The 14,790-nt window shown below is 34.6% G+C and carries 14 protein-coding genes; 2 read left to right on the top strand and 12 right to left on the bottom strand.

All coding sequences use genetic code 11. The annotated features are described in order from the left end of the window. Positions 1-66 precede the first annotated feature (66 nt). Positions 67-906, top strand: coding sequence for an AraC family transcriptional regulator (locus Q9317_RS02565; protein ID WP_003100910.1), 840 nt, complete (start codon positions 67-69; stop codon positions 904-906). Positions 907-980: 74 nt separating this feature from the next. Here Q9317_RS02565 and Q9317_RS02560 read toward each other — a convergent pair whose 3' ends face one another. From Q9317_RS02560 to Q9317_RS10565, 5 genes are all read right to left on the bottom strand, one after another. After that, the gene (locus tag Q9317_RS02560; protein WP_003100908.1) at positions 981-1,616 is read right to left on the bottom strand and encodes an ABC transporter ATP-binding protein; all 636 of its coding nucleotides are present in this window, start codon (positions 1,614-1,616) and stop codon (positions 981-983) included. Then, entirely contained in the window at positions 1,613-2,242 is a 630-nt protein-coding gene (locus Q9317_RS02555) for a hypothetical protein (protein ID WP_003100907.1), read from the bottom strand. Before Q9317_RS02555 ends, Q9317_RS02560 begins: the two co-directional genes overlap by 4 nt. A 761-nt stretch (positions 2,243-3,003) precedes the next feature. Continuing rightward, entirely contained in the window at positions 3,004-3,783 is a 780-nt protein-coding gene (locus Q9317_RS02550; protein ID WP_003100898.1) for an ABC transporter permease, read from the bottom strand. A 103-nt stretch (positions 3,784-3,886) separates the two neighbouring features. Further along, positions 3,887-4,294: a hypothetical protein gene (locus Q9317_RS02545; protein ID WP_003100897.1), complete on the bottom strand. Its 408-nt coding sequence runs from the start codon at positions 4,292-4,294 to the stop codon at positions 3,887-3,889. Between the two features lie 92 nt (positions 4,295-4,386). Continuing rightward, positions 4,387-4,593, bottom strand: coding sequence for a PhrA family quorum-sensing system peptide (locus Q9317_RS10565; RefSeq protein ID WP_366652661.1), 207 nt, complete (start codon positions 4,591-4,593; stop codon positions 4,387-4,389). Between the two features lie 149 nt (positions 4,594-4,742). Between Q9317_RS10565 and Q9317_RS02540 the strand changes: the two genes are divergently transcribed. Beyond that, positions 4,743-5,621, top strand: coding sequence for a helix-turn-helix domain-containing protein (locus Q9317_RS02540; RefSeq protein ID WP_003100895.1), 879 nt, complete (start codon positions 4,743-4,745; stop codon positions 5,619-5,621). A 72-nt stretch (positions 5,622-5,693) separates the two neighbouring features. On the opposite strand, the gene Q9317_RS02535 is transcribed toward Q9317_RS02540, so the two are convergent. From Q9317_RS02535 to asp1, 7 genes are read right to left on the bottom strand one after another with little or no spacing between them, the layout of a single operon-like run. Further along, complete coding sequence (locus Q9317_RS02535; RefSeq protein WP_003100893.1) at positions 5,694-5,861, bottom strand: hypothetical protein; 168 nt, start codon at positions 5,859-5,861, stop codon at positions 5,694-5,696. A gap of 13 nt (positions 5,862-5,874) precedes the next feature. Then, positions 5,875-7,182, bottom strand: coding sequence for an accessory Sec system glycosylation chaperone GtfB (gene gtfB, locus Q9317_RS02530; RefSeq protein WP_003100892.1), 1,308 nt, complete (start codon positions 7,180-7,182; stop codon positions 5,875-5,877). Beyond that, positions 7,166-8,683, bottom strand: a complete 1,518-nt coding sequence (gene gtfA, locus Q9317_RS02525) for an accessory Sec system glycosyltransferase GtfA (RefSeq protein ID WP_003100890.1) — start codon at positions 8,681-8,683, stop codon at positions 7,166-7,168. Before gtfA ends, gtfB begins: the two co-directional genes overlap by 17 nt. An 11-nt stretch (positions 8,684-8,694) precedes the next feature. Continuing rightward, a complete protein-coding gene (gene secA2, locus Q9317_RS02520) occupies positions 8,695-11,073 on the bottom strand; it encodes an accessory Sec system translocase SecA2 (protein WP_003100888.1) in 2,379 nt (792 codons plus the stop codon). A gap of 19 nt (positions 11,074-11,092) precedes the next feature. Next, a complete protein-coding gene (gene asp3 / locus Q9317_RS02515) occupies positions 11,093-11,629 on the bottom strand; it encodes an accessory Sec system protein Asp3 (protein ID WP_003100886.1) in 537 nt (178 codons plus the stop codon). Continuing rightward, positions 11,629-13,206, bottom strand: a complete 1,578-nt coding sequence (gene asp2, locus Q9317_RS02510; RefSeq protein WP_003100884.1) for an accessory Sec system protein Asp2 — start codon at positions 13,204-13,206, stop codon at positions 11,629-11,631. The genes asp3 and asp2 overlap by 1 nt, the downstream gene beginning before the upstream one ends. A gap of 6 nt (positions 13,207-13,212) precedes the next feature. Next, the gene (gene asp1 / locus Q9317_RS02505; protein ID WP_003100882.1) at positions 13,213-14,784 is read right to left on the bottom strand and encodes an accessory Sec system protein Asp1; all 1,572 of its coding nucleotides are present in this window, start codon (positions 14,782-14,784) and stop codon (positions 13,213-13,215) included. Between the last annotated feature and the right edge of the window lie 6 nt (positions 14,785-14,790).

Here is a 14,790-nt window from a genome sequence, read left to right as displayed (position 1 = left end):
AAAATATCCCTTTTTCAAATACTTGTGATAAACTTGATGTAAGCGAATACAAAAAGGGAGAGTGACATGTCAACACCTGAATTTTACTTATTTAACAACCGTGCTTATATGGATTTTTACCCTATTCAGTTTGGTCACGAAGACTGTGATCCCCTTCATTATTTTGGACCAACCCTTTTTAAACACTATATTTTTCATTACGTCATCAGTGGTAAGGGAAAGCTTTACCTTACCGGTAAAAATAAACACTATGATATAACAGCTGGGCAAGGCTTTCTCATTTCACCAACCTTAATGTGCAGCTATGAGGCTGATGAAAAAGATCCTTGGCACTACATGTGGATTGAATTTGATGGCATTAAGGCACAATATTTTTTAGAGCAAGCTGGCCTCAGCAAAAGCAACTGTGTTTTTTCCCAACAGCAATCTGCTACAGACAGCCCTATCTATGAACACTTATCCAATTTGATTAAGTATCATGATAAACGAAGTTCTTATATTATTGCGCAAACCTATCTTTTCATCAATGCTTTGATTGAGGAATCACTCTCTCACCAAAGTAGTAATCATGAAGATATTAAAGAATTTTATATCCGTGAAGCCCTTAATTTTATGGAACAAAATTATAATAAAACCATAACGATTGCTGATATCGCAGAGCACTGCAATCTTAACAGGCACTATTTCAGTCGCCTCTTTAAAGAAAAAATGTCTTGCACACCACAAGCCTTTCTCATGCAGTACCGACTTAGTAAGGCCTGTGAGTTATTACGGCATAGCTCAATGACACTTGAAGAAATTGCCGAACACATCGGCTATTCCAATCAGTTCAATTTTTCAACTGCCTTTAAAAGACATTATGGAAGATCCCCTCATCAATGGCGTCAATTCCATAAACGTGTTTAAAAGCCTCCCAATTTCAGTTGGAAGGCTTTTTTTTGAAATGATTAAGACAGTTAGAAGAGATGTCTGAGTAAGCTTTACTCTAAAACGAGTTTAGCGTCCTTAACACGATAGACTTTTTGGCATAGATAAGCAATATCTTCTTTGTTATGACTTGCAATCAAAACAGTTCCTCCGTTTTGAGCAAATCTTAAAATCAGTTTTCTTATTTTATCAATGGACTCCTCATCCAAAGCATTCATCGGTTCGTCCAAAAGCAACACATTTGGATTTTCCATTATAGCTTGTGCAATTCCCATTTTTTTCTTCATCCCTAACGAAAACTTTTTAACTTTCTTGTTTCGATGCTCAAGCAATCCTACAGAATTCAAAGCTCTTTCAATAACTTCTTTTGACACTTTGTGATTAATACTTAAGAGCAAACCCAAATTGTCAAATGCTGTTAAATCTGGTAAAAAGGAGGGTTCTTCTATTAGTACACCTATATTTTTAGCAAATTTGATGGAATTTCCAATTTCTTTACCATTTACCCATATTTCACCTTTTTGAGGTTTAATGAGTCCGGCAATTAGTTTAAATAAGACAGATTTTCCAGAGCCATTATTACCTACAATACCAATAATTTCTCCAGACTCAAACGACATCGTAATATTATTAAAAATCTCTTGTTTTCTAAATGCAAAAGACATATTCTGCAAGTCGATTACTTTCATAGATATATCACTCCTATTTTTCTAATATAAATCATAATAGTCACTAGGTTCATAATTACTATTAAAATTGCTAAAGGCGATAGCGTTAAAATATCAACTAAAATCTGAGATTGAAAACTTAAGACTACTAAAATAAGACAAGCTAAAAGACCTGCAATCTGTGAACTCTTCATAAGCCTCGTTAAACAAAAGTAAAAGCTGCTTATTTGACAGGTTATTATTGCGCTTCTGAGCATCTCTTTACCAATAAGATCGAGACTTGTACCTGTTAAAAAAGTAAACAGTAAAAAATAAACTCCCCAATAAACAATGCTAATTCCAAATATAAAGAGACTTATTGCCTTAATGTGACTGTATTTATTAGGATTTCGGATAAGAATTAAAACAGTGTAATCTTCCTTTAAATCAATAGTAAAGACAAATGTATATAGAAAAATAATAAAGGGAAGTAGGTATTTTATAATGACATAAAAATGTCGATTTTCCAATTCGTAATAGGTCAGTACAGTCAAGGAAAAATCATCATCCAAGATTAGTTTTGCTGATAGATGCAAAAAAAGAAAGAAAGCAAGAATAAGCAGTATCTTACGATAGTTTAGTTTTTCCTTTAATAAAATGATTACCATAGTCAATTCCTTAATCAAAAATATTCAATCGTTTGGAGCAATAATGGTTTAAAGCTATACCAAATCCATTTAGCACCACCCAATAGATCACATTCTGCATGACATTTGTCACATTTACCACCTGATAATGAGAGAGAGGTAAAAAAAGCAACAGGCTAGAGGCATTAGTTATTTTATAAAAAAATGACTGTAAAAAAATCCACATAACTACTATAACTAAAGCAGACTTTGCTTTGAACATTAACCTTAGAAAAAACTGGAATAGCAAGAGGAAAAAAAGATAAGACGAAAAATTAAATAAGGTCAGTGTCGTTTGCATCAATAATGGCATTTTTAGATAAGGCCTTGAAGAAAAAGCAAGACTATAGCCTTTTATATTATCCAAAGTCCAGTTACTATTTAACTTAGTAGATAAAATACTAATGAGCATGGCAATAACATTAACTAGAAGAATAAATAATACTAAAAATAAAAACTGTATCAGCAGTTTATTCCTAAATAGCCTTAGTTTATCTTTAAATCTAAATATTACCAAGTCACTTGAAAAAAAGAAACTTGAAATAAGATAATTCCCAATGGAATATAATAACGGCAACCCTACAATTGCAGTGTACAGGTCACTATTAAGATATAATTGCCAAATCCAAAAATTACTTTTTCCAAAATTTTGATTTTGAAATTGAAAAAAGCATAAACTTATCATTAGGATTATGATTATCCCATAAGTATAGATTTTGTTATGGTAACTTTTCCATAAGAGACTAGTCATCATTTGAACCATATGTGACCAACTCCTTCTTCAATTTTAGATAGCCTAAGCTAAATCCAAGTAATATAATTATAATTAACTGACTATAGACAGTAAAAATAGTGGAAGATGTATTTGAGGTTAAATCAAAAGTAGTTACTGGTTCAAACTTATCAAAACCTATAAAGGGAAAAATAAAGGAAGGCAAAAGATATAAAATAAATGGAATAACAATAGAGGCTAGTTTATGATGACTAAAGAAGGTTGCAACAAACCCTACATTTGCGTATGTCGCTGCAAAAATCGCACTATTTGCAATAAGAATCATAACGTAGGCCAATTGATTTTCTTTAAAAACAGATGACCAGGCTCCTCCAATTTCCCCAAAATAGACGCCTTTTTCAAATGGAAATATCAGAGCATTTGTTAGTAAAAAAAACAACAAAGGGATGATAATTGTTAAAGCAGCAACTAAACTGAGTGTCAGACATTTAATATAATAATATTTCTTTATACTTATCCTAGTGACAATACCATAAATCATATTATTCTCAATCTCTTGTAAATAAGAATTTGAGAACGGAAGACAAACAATTAAAGGAACAACTACAGGCAGTATTGCTCCAGTTCCTAAAGAGAAGGAATAAAGAAAAAATGAAATTCCTTTAAATGCCCTTATAGATGACCAGCTACTAATCATACCAACAATTAAACTTCCTAAAATAAGGAAATTAGCAATTAGAAAATTTTTTGATTGAATAGCTCTTTTAAACTCCGCAAAAAAATAGTTCATTACAGCATACTCCTTGATTGTAAATCATCATAAAAGTAAATGAGAGGAGATGTCTCCTCCCATTAGATTAAGTTATTATTACTGTTATTAATAAATACCTTTTTTATTGAGCGTCAGGACTCCAAGAACCTTGCGCTTGTACTTTCACAACTGTGGTAGCAGGTGTAGCAATACTTAATGTGGTTGCATTATTAACATATGCTCCAGAACCACCATTGTAAGCAAGCTCAATACGGTCTCCTGCCCCCATCGAGTAACTTCCTGTAATATCATTACCTGTATTTGCATGTTTAATTGATGTGTTGATTCTCTTATTACCACCTATTGAGTTATTTCTATGTACGGCATTTGTATAACCCTCTTTAACCAATCGGCCCGTATTGATATTACCAAATCTTGGAATTGTAACATCATATCCAGCAATCGGCCTTGCAGATACTTGAGTAACAAAAACTCCAATTCCCATAACAGCTAAAATTGCTATATAGCTTTTTTTAAAAATAGATTTCATACTAATAATTTCTCCTTTTTAAAATATTAAACAGTAAACAATAACTTAAATACCGATACTAATAAAATCTAAAAACTTCAAAATAATATTTATTAATCTGATTTACCAATATCAAGTTCACTTGACTTATGTTTATATTGAACTGACTTTACAAAATTTTTAGATAAATTCTCAAAAGGATGGTATGATATCACATTTGATATTGTAAATACTCCTAGAAATAAACACACAATCAATTTCTGAACTATATTTTTCACCTTGACCTGAAACCCCTTTCTTTTATGTTTTAATATTAGCATCATTTATTTTTTTTGTCAATTTTTTTATTACAATAAGATTATTGTTTACTTAAAATTCTTTTAAGAATTTTATTTTTCTAAAACTTGCTAATATAAACTAAAAATTATATAATCAAAGGGAAGAATCACTGAAAGAGAGAGTCTATTTGATGACAATGCTATCTGAAAAATTTCGCTTAAAGCGTAAAGAATTGGGGTTTTCCCAGCATTCTTTGGCAGAGGGAATTTGTGAACAAAGTCAAATTAGTAAAATAGAACGGGGAAGTTACATGCCTTCTGCTGATCTACTATTTCGATTAGCTAAACGTTTAGAAGTGCCACTTGATTATTTTTTTAATGACGACATTGAGGTTAAATCAAACCTTTCACATTTCAAACAGTTGTCATCTCGTCTTTTAGATGATAGAAACTATAGTGATTTAGAATATATCTACAATCTAGAGTTGGATAAGAATCATATCTTGTGTTCTGAAGATTCTATGTATTTAGAGTGGATTAAAGCCATCATCGACTTCTATCACTATAATAAGAAGAACGAAGCCATCTCGCACTTGGAAAAGCTTTTAACCAACTTATCTTCTAAAACCGTCATCTACTTAAGAATATTAAATACATTGTCTAATTTTTACTCTTTAATTGGTCGTGATTTAGAATACAAGAAAAACTACTTATTATTAATAGAGATTTATCAAGAAAAAGATTTCACTATCCAAGAGTTTCTTTTTGGTTATATTAGAATTCGATACAATTATGCTCACCACCTTATATCCAAGAAAGACTATAGTGAGGCTATGCAAGTTGCTTTTGAAACTATTGAACTGTGTAAACTAAAGCAAACCAGTTATCAACTCGCACCACTACTCATATTAGTAGCCAACGCAGGCGAACATTTTTTAGAATATGACCAAGTTACCTCTTACCTTCTAGAAGCAAAATATCTCTGTAAAATATACGGTGACCAACTTATGTTGATGACAATCGAAAGTTACTTAAGCGAGCGTCAAAAAAAGAGAGAGAACAATCACTAATATCAATTCCATAAACGTGTTTAAAAGCCTCCCAATTTCAGTTGGAAGGCTTTTTTGAAATGCTGTAGACGGTTAAAACAGATGTCTGAGTAAGGGAAATAAGACGGACAGGGTGACTAACACCACTACGATAAGATAAAAGAGAGACTGTTTGTTTTTTTCTTCATCTCCTTTTTCAAAGCGAGCATTGTCAATGCGTTCTTGAATATCCTTATCCAATAATTCATTTCTTTTAGTCATGATATTATCCTCTCTAAAATAACATTTGGTATCGCTCTGGGCTTTCTTGGCCTGCTTCTTTCCTTTGTTTTAAACTTGTTTGTTTTAGGTCGTCTTGATCTTTAATCCAGTTAACCATTCCCATATGATCCTGAGGGGTGAATATAGCTTCTTTAAGGACAAATTGAGTGGCATGTAAGGTATTGTTAAAAGCTGCAATAACCAAGTTTGATTCAAAGGCTTGACGCGTTGCCGATAATATTTCACTACCATGGTTGATATCTAAATAGATATCACACTTTTCAAAGAGTTTTGTGGCCATTTTAGGAGCAATATTAGGGTATAAGAAAACACTGGCTGAATCACCAAAAGCCATCAGTTTAGGTGACATCTCAGTCAAGGCTGCAATATGGAAGTGGTAATCTTTCAGTTCTTGAACCAGTACTGTTAGCCCCTCTATATTGTCTGAATTTGTCAAGATTAATATCTCTTTACGATTTTGGTTTGACCGGTAATCAGGTGAGATATAACCAAGATAAGAAACCATCTGCTTTTGTTCTTGAGACAGGAGGGCTGTTAGTTTATCAAAACTTGTTTTGTTCTGAACAACAATGCCTTGCGTCCTAGAAGCTTTACGCTCTAAAATCATTTGCATATTTCCAGGAATCTGATCCCCAATCTCTTCTTGCCAAAAGAGAATATCCTTACCATTTCCACCTAAATAATAGGATAAAGCAAATGGTGTTGATAAGGAATTATACCAAATGGTTTCTTGATCAAAGTTTGCTTGCTTAAAATAATAAAGGAAAAAATCAGTTCTGTTTGCAAAATGATGGGTTTGATTTTTCCACTGCAAAAGAATATCACCTGTCATCTGATTTTCACTAATAATTTCTTGACCTTGTTGATTGAAATATTTTTTATGGGATATTTTTTGTTCAGCATCAAAGTATGTTCTAGCAAAGACCCAACCAAACTGATTGTAATGGTCTGTTAAATAGACTTTGCCATTTGGATTAAGCCAATCAATATGTTTAACCAAACGAAGATGTTTAGGGTCATGGTAATAGATTTTTGCTTTTTGATCACTATTATTCCATATGTCACCTTCTCCATTATTTCCAGTAATCTGCCAAAAATCAGGTACTTTAATCTGATTAAAATAGACAGGTTTGGTTTGACCATCTTTGATTTGGCAAAAAAAGGCGTAAGGTGACGTAAAGCCTTTTGGAAGATTACCATCATCATTCAAAAGAACACTGACTCCCTTGAAACCTGATACTTCTAAGGAATAATGCAAATCAAGCGATCTTTGGTCTAACCATTCAAATACTGTTATCATGTGTCATTTCCTCCATAAAGCTCTTCCATAATTTGGCTAGGTGGTCATAGAGAAAATTCTCTGCTTTGGAATAAGAATATTCCTGAGCTTTTTCTTTATCCATATCTTGAAAATATTGGATAATTTTTTCAGCAAATGCTTTAGCCATTTGTTTGCTATCGTCTGGTTCTTGTCGCGGAATTAAGTAACCATTTTTGCCATCCTCAACAAAGGTTTGATTACCATAAGGCACATCTAAACCAATTAAAGGTAGGCCTGATCCAACAGCTTCCATCAAGGTAAGTCCAAAGCCTTCACTGGTTGAAGCTGTTAAATAAACCTGATAATTTTGGTAAATGTCTCTTAAATCTTGATGCCCTTTTAAGCTAATATAATTCTGGGCCGAGCCTTTTTGAATCAGTTCTCCAAGCTTACTGCGTTCTCCACCTTCTCCATAAATATCAAAGGTTAGCCCTGGTAATTTGTCATGTGCTAATATGACAGCTGAAACCAACCAATCAATATGTTTTTCACCAGCCAATCGGGAGCCTGTTAATAAGGAAAAAGGTTTTCTTGCTTGACTCGGATACTTCAACTCATCAAGACTTCCCACTGGAATGGCATAGACTCTAGGTTCCATGTGATTGTATTTTTTAAATTGCTGCTCTAAAACTGTTTTTTGTTTTTCTGTTGATGCAATAAAGGCATCAATTTTATCAGCATTGGTAAATTGATAGTCATAATAATTATTCCAAAGGATATTATCATCATCAGTTCCATTAACACTAAAGTGTTCGGCATGAATAACGACGGCTAACTTAGCAGCACCACGGTGTTGAAGAACTGCTTGACCAATACCTGTTGCACGATCTAATAAGATGATGTCTTGGTGGCTTAAGTGTAACTGCTTAAGCATATAGGCAACAAGGTCATCTTTGCTATAGCAGATCTCATCTGAAAACTGGAAGATACTTCTGTTCTCCATTACGATTTCTTCATAAGCTAAGCTGCCGTCTTCATTAAAGAAAGTCCTTTGATACAAGTGCGGTTTGTCATTACTTGGAGCATAGTATTCACTAAAAACTTTAGTGTAACTGTAATAATCCTTACGAATTAATTTCCCTTTTGACACATGCTCAACCCGCTGCACAGCCTTATTTTCCTGACCACAAAGTGTCGCATTGACATAATAATCCTGATTTTCAAAATAATAACGAACTAAACGACCATTATTTTCAATTTTGCTAATAGGGCTAGGAAAACTTTTTTCAAGCTCAGCCTTAGAGTAAGTTGTTGGCGCAACTTTAATATCTGTGAAAAAGCCATAAAGCCAGATAATTTCGTGATCTTTAAAACCAATATTAGATGTGAAATGTTGGAGGTTTTCAGACTGAAACATATCAGTAAAAATAAATTTTGCAGGAATTCCTTGTTCTCGCAATACCGAGGCTCGGTAGGCTTGGGCATATTCAACACCACTGCTTGCCCAACCTATACCTAAATTAATATTATATATGGTCATGATAACTCCTCTTAGACAAAATAGATGGAATAGCCTTTATCAGCATTTCCTTCGATAGCACTTAGCATAATGTTTCTAACTATGGATTTTTTGATACGGCTTTCCATTTTGTTATAAGACTCCAAAGACTCCCTGTAATATTCTGTGATGGAGTCACGTTGTGCAATTTGGCGCATGGTAACAAATGCTTTTAGTTGTTGTAAATTATCCACTTGTTCAATCCAGGATTCATCAATTGCTCGTAATACCGACAAGCGTAAAAACTCTTCGTGTTTGTCGTCAGTTCGTAATTCTTGAGCTTTTTTTTGCATTTCTTTTTGATACAGGTCCCATAAATAGTCTCTGACACTTTCTTGATAGTGGTTAGTAAAAGCTTGTGAAAATGAGGGCTTTTTATAGGAGTAATTTTCTAAAACAAGACGACTTAAATTTTCAGCATCAAACTGAGGATTAGTGTTGAGGTAATCATCTATGACTTCTTTAACGATGTCATCAATTTTACTTGAAAGTTTCATGTCTGAATAAATTAATTCATCTCTAAGTTTGTAAATTTTATTTCGTTGCACGCGCAAACTTTCATCAAACTTGATGGTAGATTCCCTTGCAGAAACGGATTTGTCTTCACTCTTTTCTTGTGCTAATGATATAATTCTTTGAACTTGACGACTTTTTAAGGCTTGGCCATATTTTTTATGGTTGACATGATTATTTTTTTCAAAATACCGTTTTAACCATTTGCCACCATATTGCATTAATAACTCATCCTCAAGAGAAACAAAAAACTGACTTAAGCCAGGATCTCCCTGTCGACCTGCTCTGCCACGAAGTTGAAAATCAATCCGACCATTTGGCATTCGTTCGGTACCAACAACTGCAAGCCCTCCCAAAGCAGCAACACCTTCACCAAGTTTAATATCTGTTCCTCTTCCAGCCATGGAGGTAGCTACTGTAATGGTTCCTTTTTTGCCAGCTTCTTTAATAATCAGTGCTTCTTTAGCAATATTTTTAGCTGTTAAAACACTGTGAGGAATCCCTTCTTGAAGCAACATTCTTGAATAAATTTCAGCAATATCAACAGTTCCTGAAATGAGTAGGACGGGTTGCCCTTTTTCATACAAGTCTTTAACATAGGCTAAGGTTGCATATAATTTTTCAGGTAATGTGACATACACTTTATCCGGGTAATCAATCCTTTTTAAGGGAAGATTTGTTGGGATAACAATTACTGAAACTCGGTAAGTGGCAATCAACTCATCCTCGGCAGTTTTTGCGGTTCCTGTCATCCCTGCTAATTTGGGAAACATATTAAAGAGACTTTGGTAAGTAACAGAAGCCATGGAACGTGAGTCTTTTGTTTTTTTGACCCCTTCTTTAGTCTCAATGGCTTGATGCACCCCTGATTGTAGTCTTGTTCCTTCTAAAATACGGCCTGTTCGATTATCTAACAACTTGACTTCGTCATCATCAACAACGTAATCAACATCTTTTTTATAAAGATAATGAGCCCGAAGGGCAAGATTAATATGACGATTTAACTCAAAATAAGTACTGTCATATAGATCTGGGATGTTGAAAAAGGATTGTGCGTATTCAATTCCAGCTTCTTTCAGATAGACGACTTTATCGCCACTTAAATAACGAAATTCATCTTCTTTCAATGTTTGCACAAACTGATTGCTGACATCATAAAGATTTGATTGCACACGGGGTAAGCCTGAAATGATTAATGGGGTTTGGGCATTATCAAGTAAGACAGCATCTGCTTCATCAACAATAACATAATTAAAAGCAGGTAAAAACTTATCCTTCTTATCTCCGGCAAGGTTATTAACCAAATAATCAAATCCCAAACGTGTGCTTGTCGTATAAGTGATATCTGCAGCATAAACTGCACGCTTCATCTCAGCGTCAACGTCTTCATCTTCTTCGAAAACACCTAAGCCAACTGTTAGCCCCATAAATTGATAGACAACTCCCATTTCTTGAGCATCACGTTTTGCCAAGTAGTCATTTGTTGTCACTAATATGGCACCTTTTCTCGTTAAGGCATTTAGGTATAAAGGCAGGGTTGCTGTTAGGGTTTTTCCTTCTCCTGTCTTCATCTCTGCAATATGGCCAAAATGCAAGGCTAAACCACCTAAAACCTGAACATCAAAGGGAAACATTCCTAAAACACGTTTATCTGCTTCTCTCATAACAGCAAATGCTTCAACAAGAATGGAATCCAATGTGTCACCATTTGCTAGTCGATTGCGAAATTCAAGGGTTTTAGCTGATAAATCAACATCAGATAACACCGCTATCTGATCAGCCATTGCGTTGATTTTTTTTAGGAGTTGTTTTAATTCTCGTAATTTCATTCTATTAATGAATGAATTTCTCTGTCTCATTGCTACTTTCCTTACTTCATCATTTAACCTGGATATGTGCTTTAACAAACTCTAGTGCCTCTGGTAATTGATTTTCCTGATAACAATTAGCAGGTGGGGTATCTTCATTCACTTTGTCATGTTGTCTTTTATGGTAAATGCTTATGTCGTGAAAGTGCATCTGTGAACAACCTGAGCTAAAAACAGTCACATCATAAGCATAAGCTTCCTCAGGATATAAAAATTCACCTTTACAATCTCTAAGCACTTCAAAACTCATTTTTTCACCCAAACGGTTAAAGAAATTAAGCTGAATGAAAATGCGATTTAGAGGTTCAGAACTGATATTACTTTCAATAACATATTTTTCATTTGGAATGAGCACAGGTAAATCTGGTTCACATCGATTTCCTTGATAATGTGTTTTAGACAAAAAGGTCACCAACGGTTTGCCTGAAGCTAATCTTTCATTAGTAAAAATCACAGAATCCTCCAAGAAGCGTATCGAGGTGCCATAAAGATATGCTGAACCTGAGTGCACCTCTTGCCATTTTATCTGCTTTAACAGTTCTTGCATTATGAATATTTCCTTTCAAAATCAGCTTCTAAGAGATCTACATATTGACGCATAAACCATTTATTAATAGAACGACTATTGTCATTATGACGGCCTTCATAACCTTTGGTGTAAATATGAGCCCCTTTGGCAGATAAGTCTTCAATTAATAGTTTTGTTGCTGTGTTATCATAATCATCATGTTCCATATAGGCAATGGCAAAACGAGTTCTTGGAAAAGTAGATTGTGAAAATTTATTCCAAAACTTTTGATTCAAGCTTTCAATATCCTTTTCTGAAAGGCCTCCAGTATTATTTCTAAGCACATCTGCAATCGTCTCAAATTCATCTGGTCTTTTTAATTTCATGCCTGCTGCTGTGTCACCAAGGTTGGTAAAGGGCTTTCCAACAACCACGCCATGAGGATTAAAGTGCGAGGCATAATAAAGAGCGCCATAAGTCCCCATTGAAAGCCCTGATAAAATCAATTGTCTAGCGTCAAAGCCAAGATAGTCTAATGACTCTTGAATGACCTCTTCAACCTTGTTTTCGATTTCTTCTGATCCAATATAAAAGGCTCCCCCTTCTAACCTTGGATCACCAATTAACATAAATGGTGATTTGAGGGACTTCATAATCCCAAAGCCCTCAAAACCTTCTGCTGGTCTGAAACCTGAAAAATAAACATTCATTGGTGGCTTCATGTCACCTGGATTAAAATAATAAATCAATTCTTGACGTTTGGAATCATTAAAACGCTCGCCACCTAAGACAAATTTTCCAAGCCCCATTCGAGAGTAACGCCAGTGAAGTGGGCCAAAGCTCAGGACACCCTTTCCTTTAGCAAATACTGATATGGCGTAAAAGCCAACTTCAGGGTCTGGTGGTAAGACAAAGGGCTCTTGCATATCCCTTTCTTCAAAGATAACTGACGGCATGACATCATGCAAACTCCCCTTTCTCATAGGGGTTATTTCTAAACGGATATGACTATCTCCTGAGACTTTAACATATTCTAACCAAAGTTCTAAAGCAACAGGAAAGCTTGGTAAATTGTAGCGGAAGGTAAATAAGGGGTGAAAATCTTCACCAAAATCAGCTGAGAAATTGACTGCAACATGGCCATCATAAGAGATATCACCTTGGAAACCTGGGCTCACATCGATATCTGGTATTTTTAACTTAGCCCCATACTGACTATCAAACAAGGTCAAATATAGAAAATTGAGTTTGTCTTCTATACTTCCTTGTGCAATTAATTCACGTAAAACTTTCCGACGAAAAATACCATCTGCTTGGGTAGAAATCAAATGTAAGCCCTGATCATGATAGAGCCCATAGGCTTCTATCGTATCCATTAAAGGGCTTAAGTCTGCTTCATTGACTTCTTCTGTGATTAAAACAGCATCAAAGCGTAACCTAATTTTAGCAACTTCCTCGTCTAATGTGACTTTGGGCAAATTTGCTAATGCCTTTTCCTCCAAAACTTCTAAAAATTGTGGAAGCTCATGTGATGGACAATTGAGCCATTCCATATCTTCTGGCAATTGAGAAATTTCATCAGCCCAATTTCTTTGTCCAATCTGTAATACTTTCATTGTAGACTAGTCCTTTTCTAGTAAGTCTTTCCATTGTTTTAAAATATTTCCGCCAGTATAATCCGCCATTTTTTGAATAGCATAGACCAGTGAAGCATTCCAATTGGCCAAGCCATCAAAATAATAATGAATGGCTTCTGGTAAGGCTTCTAAGTCTTGTAAAAGCCAGCCATTTTCCAAATGATTGACGTAGTCGGTTTTTACCCTGTTAATTTGAGGCACACCTGCACTAATGCTGGCAATTTGTGTGTATTGGTCAGGAATTTGTCCCAAATCAATGACAAGTCTTGCTCTGTCTAATGCTTTAATAATTTGATTTTCATTGGTGAAACAATTGAACGTAATACGCTTCAATTCAAGTTCCACATCCTCATCTAATTGGTTTTCAGCATCATCAGCAGTTTTTTCAAAAAAGTGTTCTGGTTGGTAATGGTCTTGAAGTTTTGCCGTCACCCACTTTTCAAGTTCTTTGAGTGACAAGTCACGGTTAAAGGTTACAATTGAAAGGGCAATATCCAAATTCTGGTCCATCATTGCCATAAGCATTCGTAAAACCTTTTCTAATTCAACTCTAGAGAGACCATCAATATAGAAATAGAGGATTAATTCTCGAATGGTTTGACTGTGTCCTAAACGAAGACGTGTATCAAATGGTGAAATACGCGTCATTTTTTTGCTTGTCATAGACAAGGTTTCCATTGTGGTTTTCAAGGCAAGTTCATCTTTTTCACTGGCTGTGACTAAGAGACTTGATGACGCAATCAGAGGTTGAATAGCGGCAGTATCTGACAGACTTTGGCGTTCTCCAAAAAAGGAATATACTTTTTTTTCTTGATCAAAAACAGTATTGACCAGATCGTTGTGTTGCGGATGACTGGCAATAATAATGGTGTCATCTTTTGTGATTTGCTTGGCTTTATAAGCCGTCAGGCGTTCTAAAATAAGGTTTTCCCAGCTAGAATAAAATGATTCTTGAAATTCTTTGTCAGCATTAGTGTTAATTTCAAGATATTTTCGATCATCATTGAAATGCTCTCGAACCTGCCAGAGACCATTTTCATTGAGGTAATCTTGGTACAATTCTTCACCACTTTTATCATAGTATAGAATACTGGATAAAAAGCCTCTATCATCAAAAATATAACGTTTGTCATTTGTACCATCAATTTGAAAATCAATGTAAAAGAGATTGCCATTTTCAGCAAAATGAATGATTCCAATTTGTTTTCCTGCATGCTTAGCTACAATGGCAAAGGGACTGTAAAGAAATTGAGTTTCTTTAGGCCAATTGAGGCTTTTAAAAGAAATAGGACTGGCATTTTGTTTTGAAATATTTTGAATATCATCAAAAAACGACCAATAATCTTCGCCAAGCAAATCTTGTTTATGCAAGAAATAGCGAAAAAGGGGTTGATAATTGAGTAATAGTATTTGTGATGTTTCCTTGGCATGCTTAAACATTTTCAATTGATTAATGGTATCATCAAAGGTCATTCGTTCAAAAACGCGAAACCATAGAGGTGTATTGTCATACCATTTTCGATTGTCATTATACCAAGAGGGGATAAAATAGAACATGGCTTG

Origin of the sequence: Streptococcus iniae, assembly GCF_030732225.1 — a bacterium.
Taxonomy (GTDB): domain Bacteria; phylum Bacillota; class Bacilli; order Lactobacillales; family Streptococcaceae; genus Streptococcus; species Streptococcus iniae.
Note: the sequence above shows the minus strand (reverse complement) of the source record. Positions and strands in the feature narration are given on the sequence as shown.

Excerpts from the sequence above, each read along its gene's own strand:
- Q9317_RS02565 (WP_003100910.1), top strand. The coding sequence starts at position 67 with ATGTCAACACCTGAATTTTACTTATTTAACAACCGTGCTTATATGGAT.
- Q9317_RS02560 (WP_003100908.1), bottom strand. The coding sequence starts at position 1,616 with ATGAAAGTAATCGACTTGCAGAATATGTCTTTTGCATTTAGAAAACAA.
- Q9317_RS02555 (WP_003100907.1), bottom strand. The coding sequence starts at position 2,242 with ATGGTAATCATTTTATTAAAGGAAAAACTAAACTATCGTAAGATACTG.
- Q9317_RS02550 (WP_003100898.1), bottom strand. The coding sequence starts at position 3,783 with ATGAACTATTTTTTTGCGGAGTTTAAAAGAGCTATTCAATCAAAAAAT.
- Q9317_RS02545 (WP_003100897.1), bottom strand. The coding sequence starts at position 4,294 with ATGAAATCTATTTTTAAAAAAAGCTATATAGCAATTTTAGCTGTTATG.
- Q9317_RS10565 (WP_366652661.1), bottom strand. The coding sequence starts at position 4,593 with ATGCTAATATTAAAACATAAAAGAAAGGGGTTTCAGGTCAAGGTGAAA.
- Q9317_RS02540 (WP_003100895.1), top strand. The coding sequence starts at position 4,743 with ATGACAATGCTATCTGAAAAATTTCGCTTAAAGCGTAAAGAATTGGGG.
- Q9317_RS02535 (WP_003100893.1), bottom strand. The coding sequence starts at position 5,861 with ATGACTAAAAGAAATGAATTATTGGATAAGGATATTCAAGAACGCATT.
- gtfB (WP_003100892.1), bottom strand. The coding sequence starts at position 7,182 with ATGATAACAGTATTTGAATGGTTAGACCAAAGATCGCTTGATTTGCAT.
- gtfA (WP_003100890.1), bottom strand. The coding sequence starts at position 8,683 with ATGACCATATATAATATTAATTTAGGTATAGGTTGGGCAAGCAGTGGT.
- secA2 (WP_003100888.1), bottom strand. The coding sequence starts at position 11,073 with ATGAGACAGAGAAATTCATTCATTAATAGAATGAAATTACGAGAATTA.
- asp3 (WP_003100886.1), bottom strand. The coding sequence starts at position 11,629 with ATGCAAGAACTGTTAAAGCAGATAAAATGGCAAGAGGTGCACTCAGGT.
- asp2 (WP_003100884.1), bottom strand. The coding sequence starts at position 13,206 with ATGAAAGTATTACAGATTGGACAAAGAAATTGGGCTGATGAAATTTCT.
- asp1 (WP_003100882.1), bottom strand. The coding sequence starts at position 14,784 with ATGTTCTATTTTATCCCCTCTTGGTATAATGACAATCGAAAATGGTAT.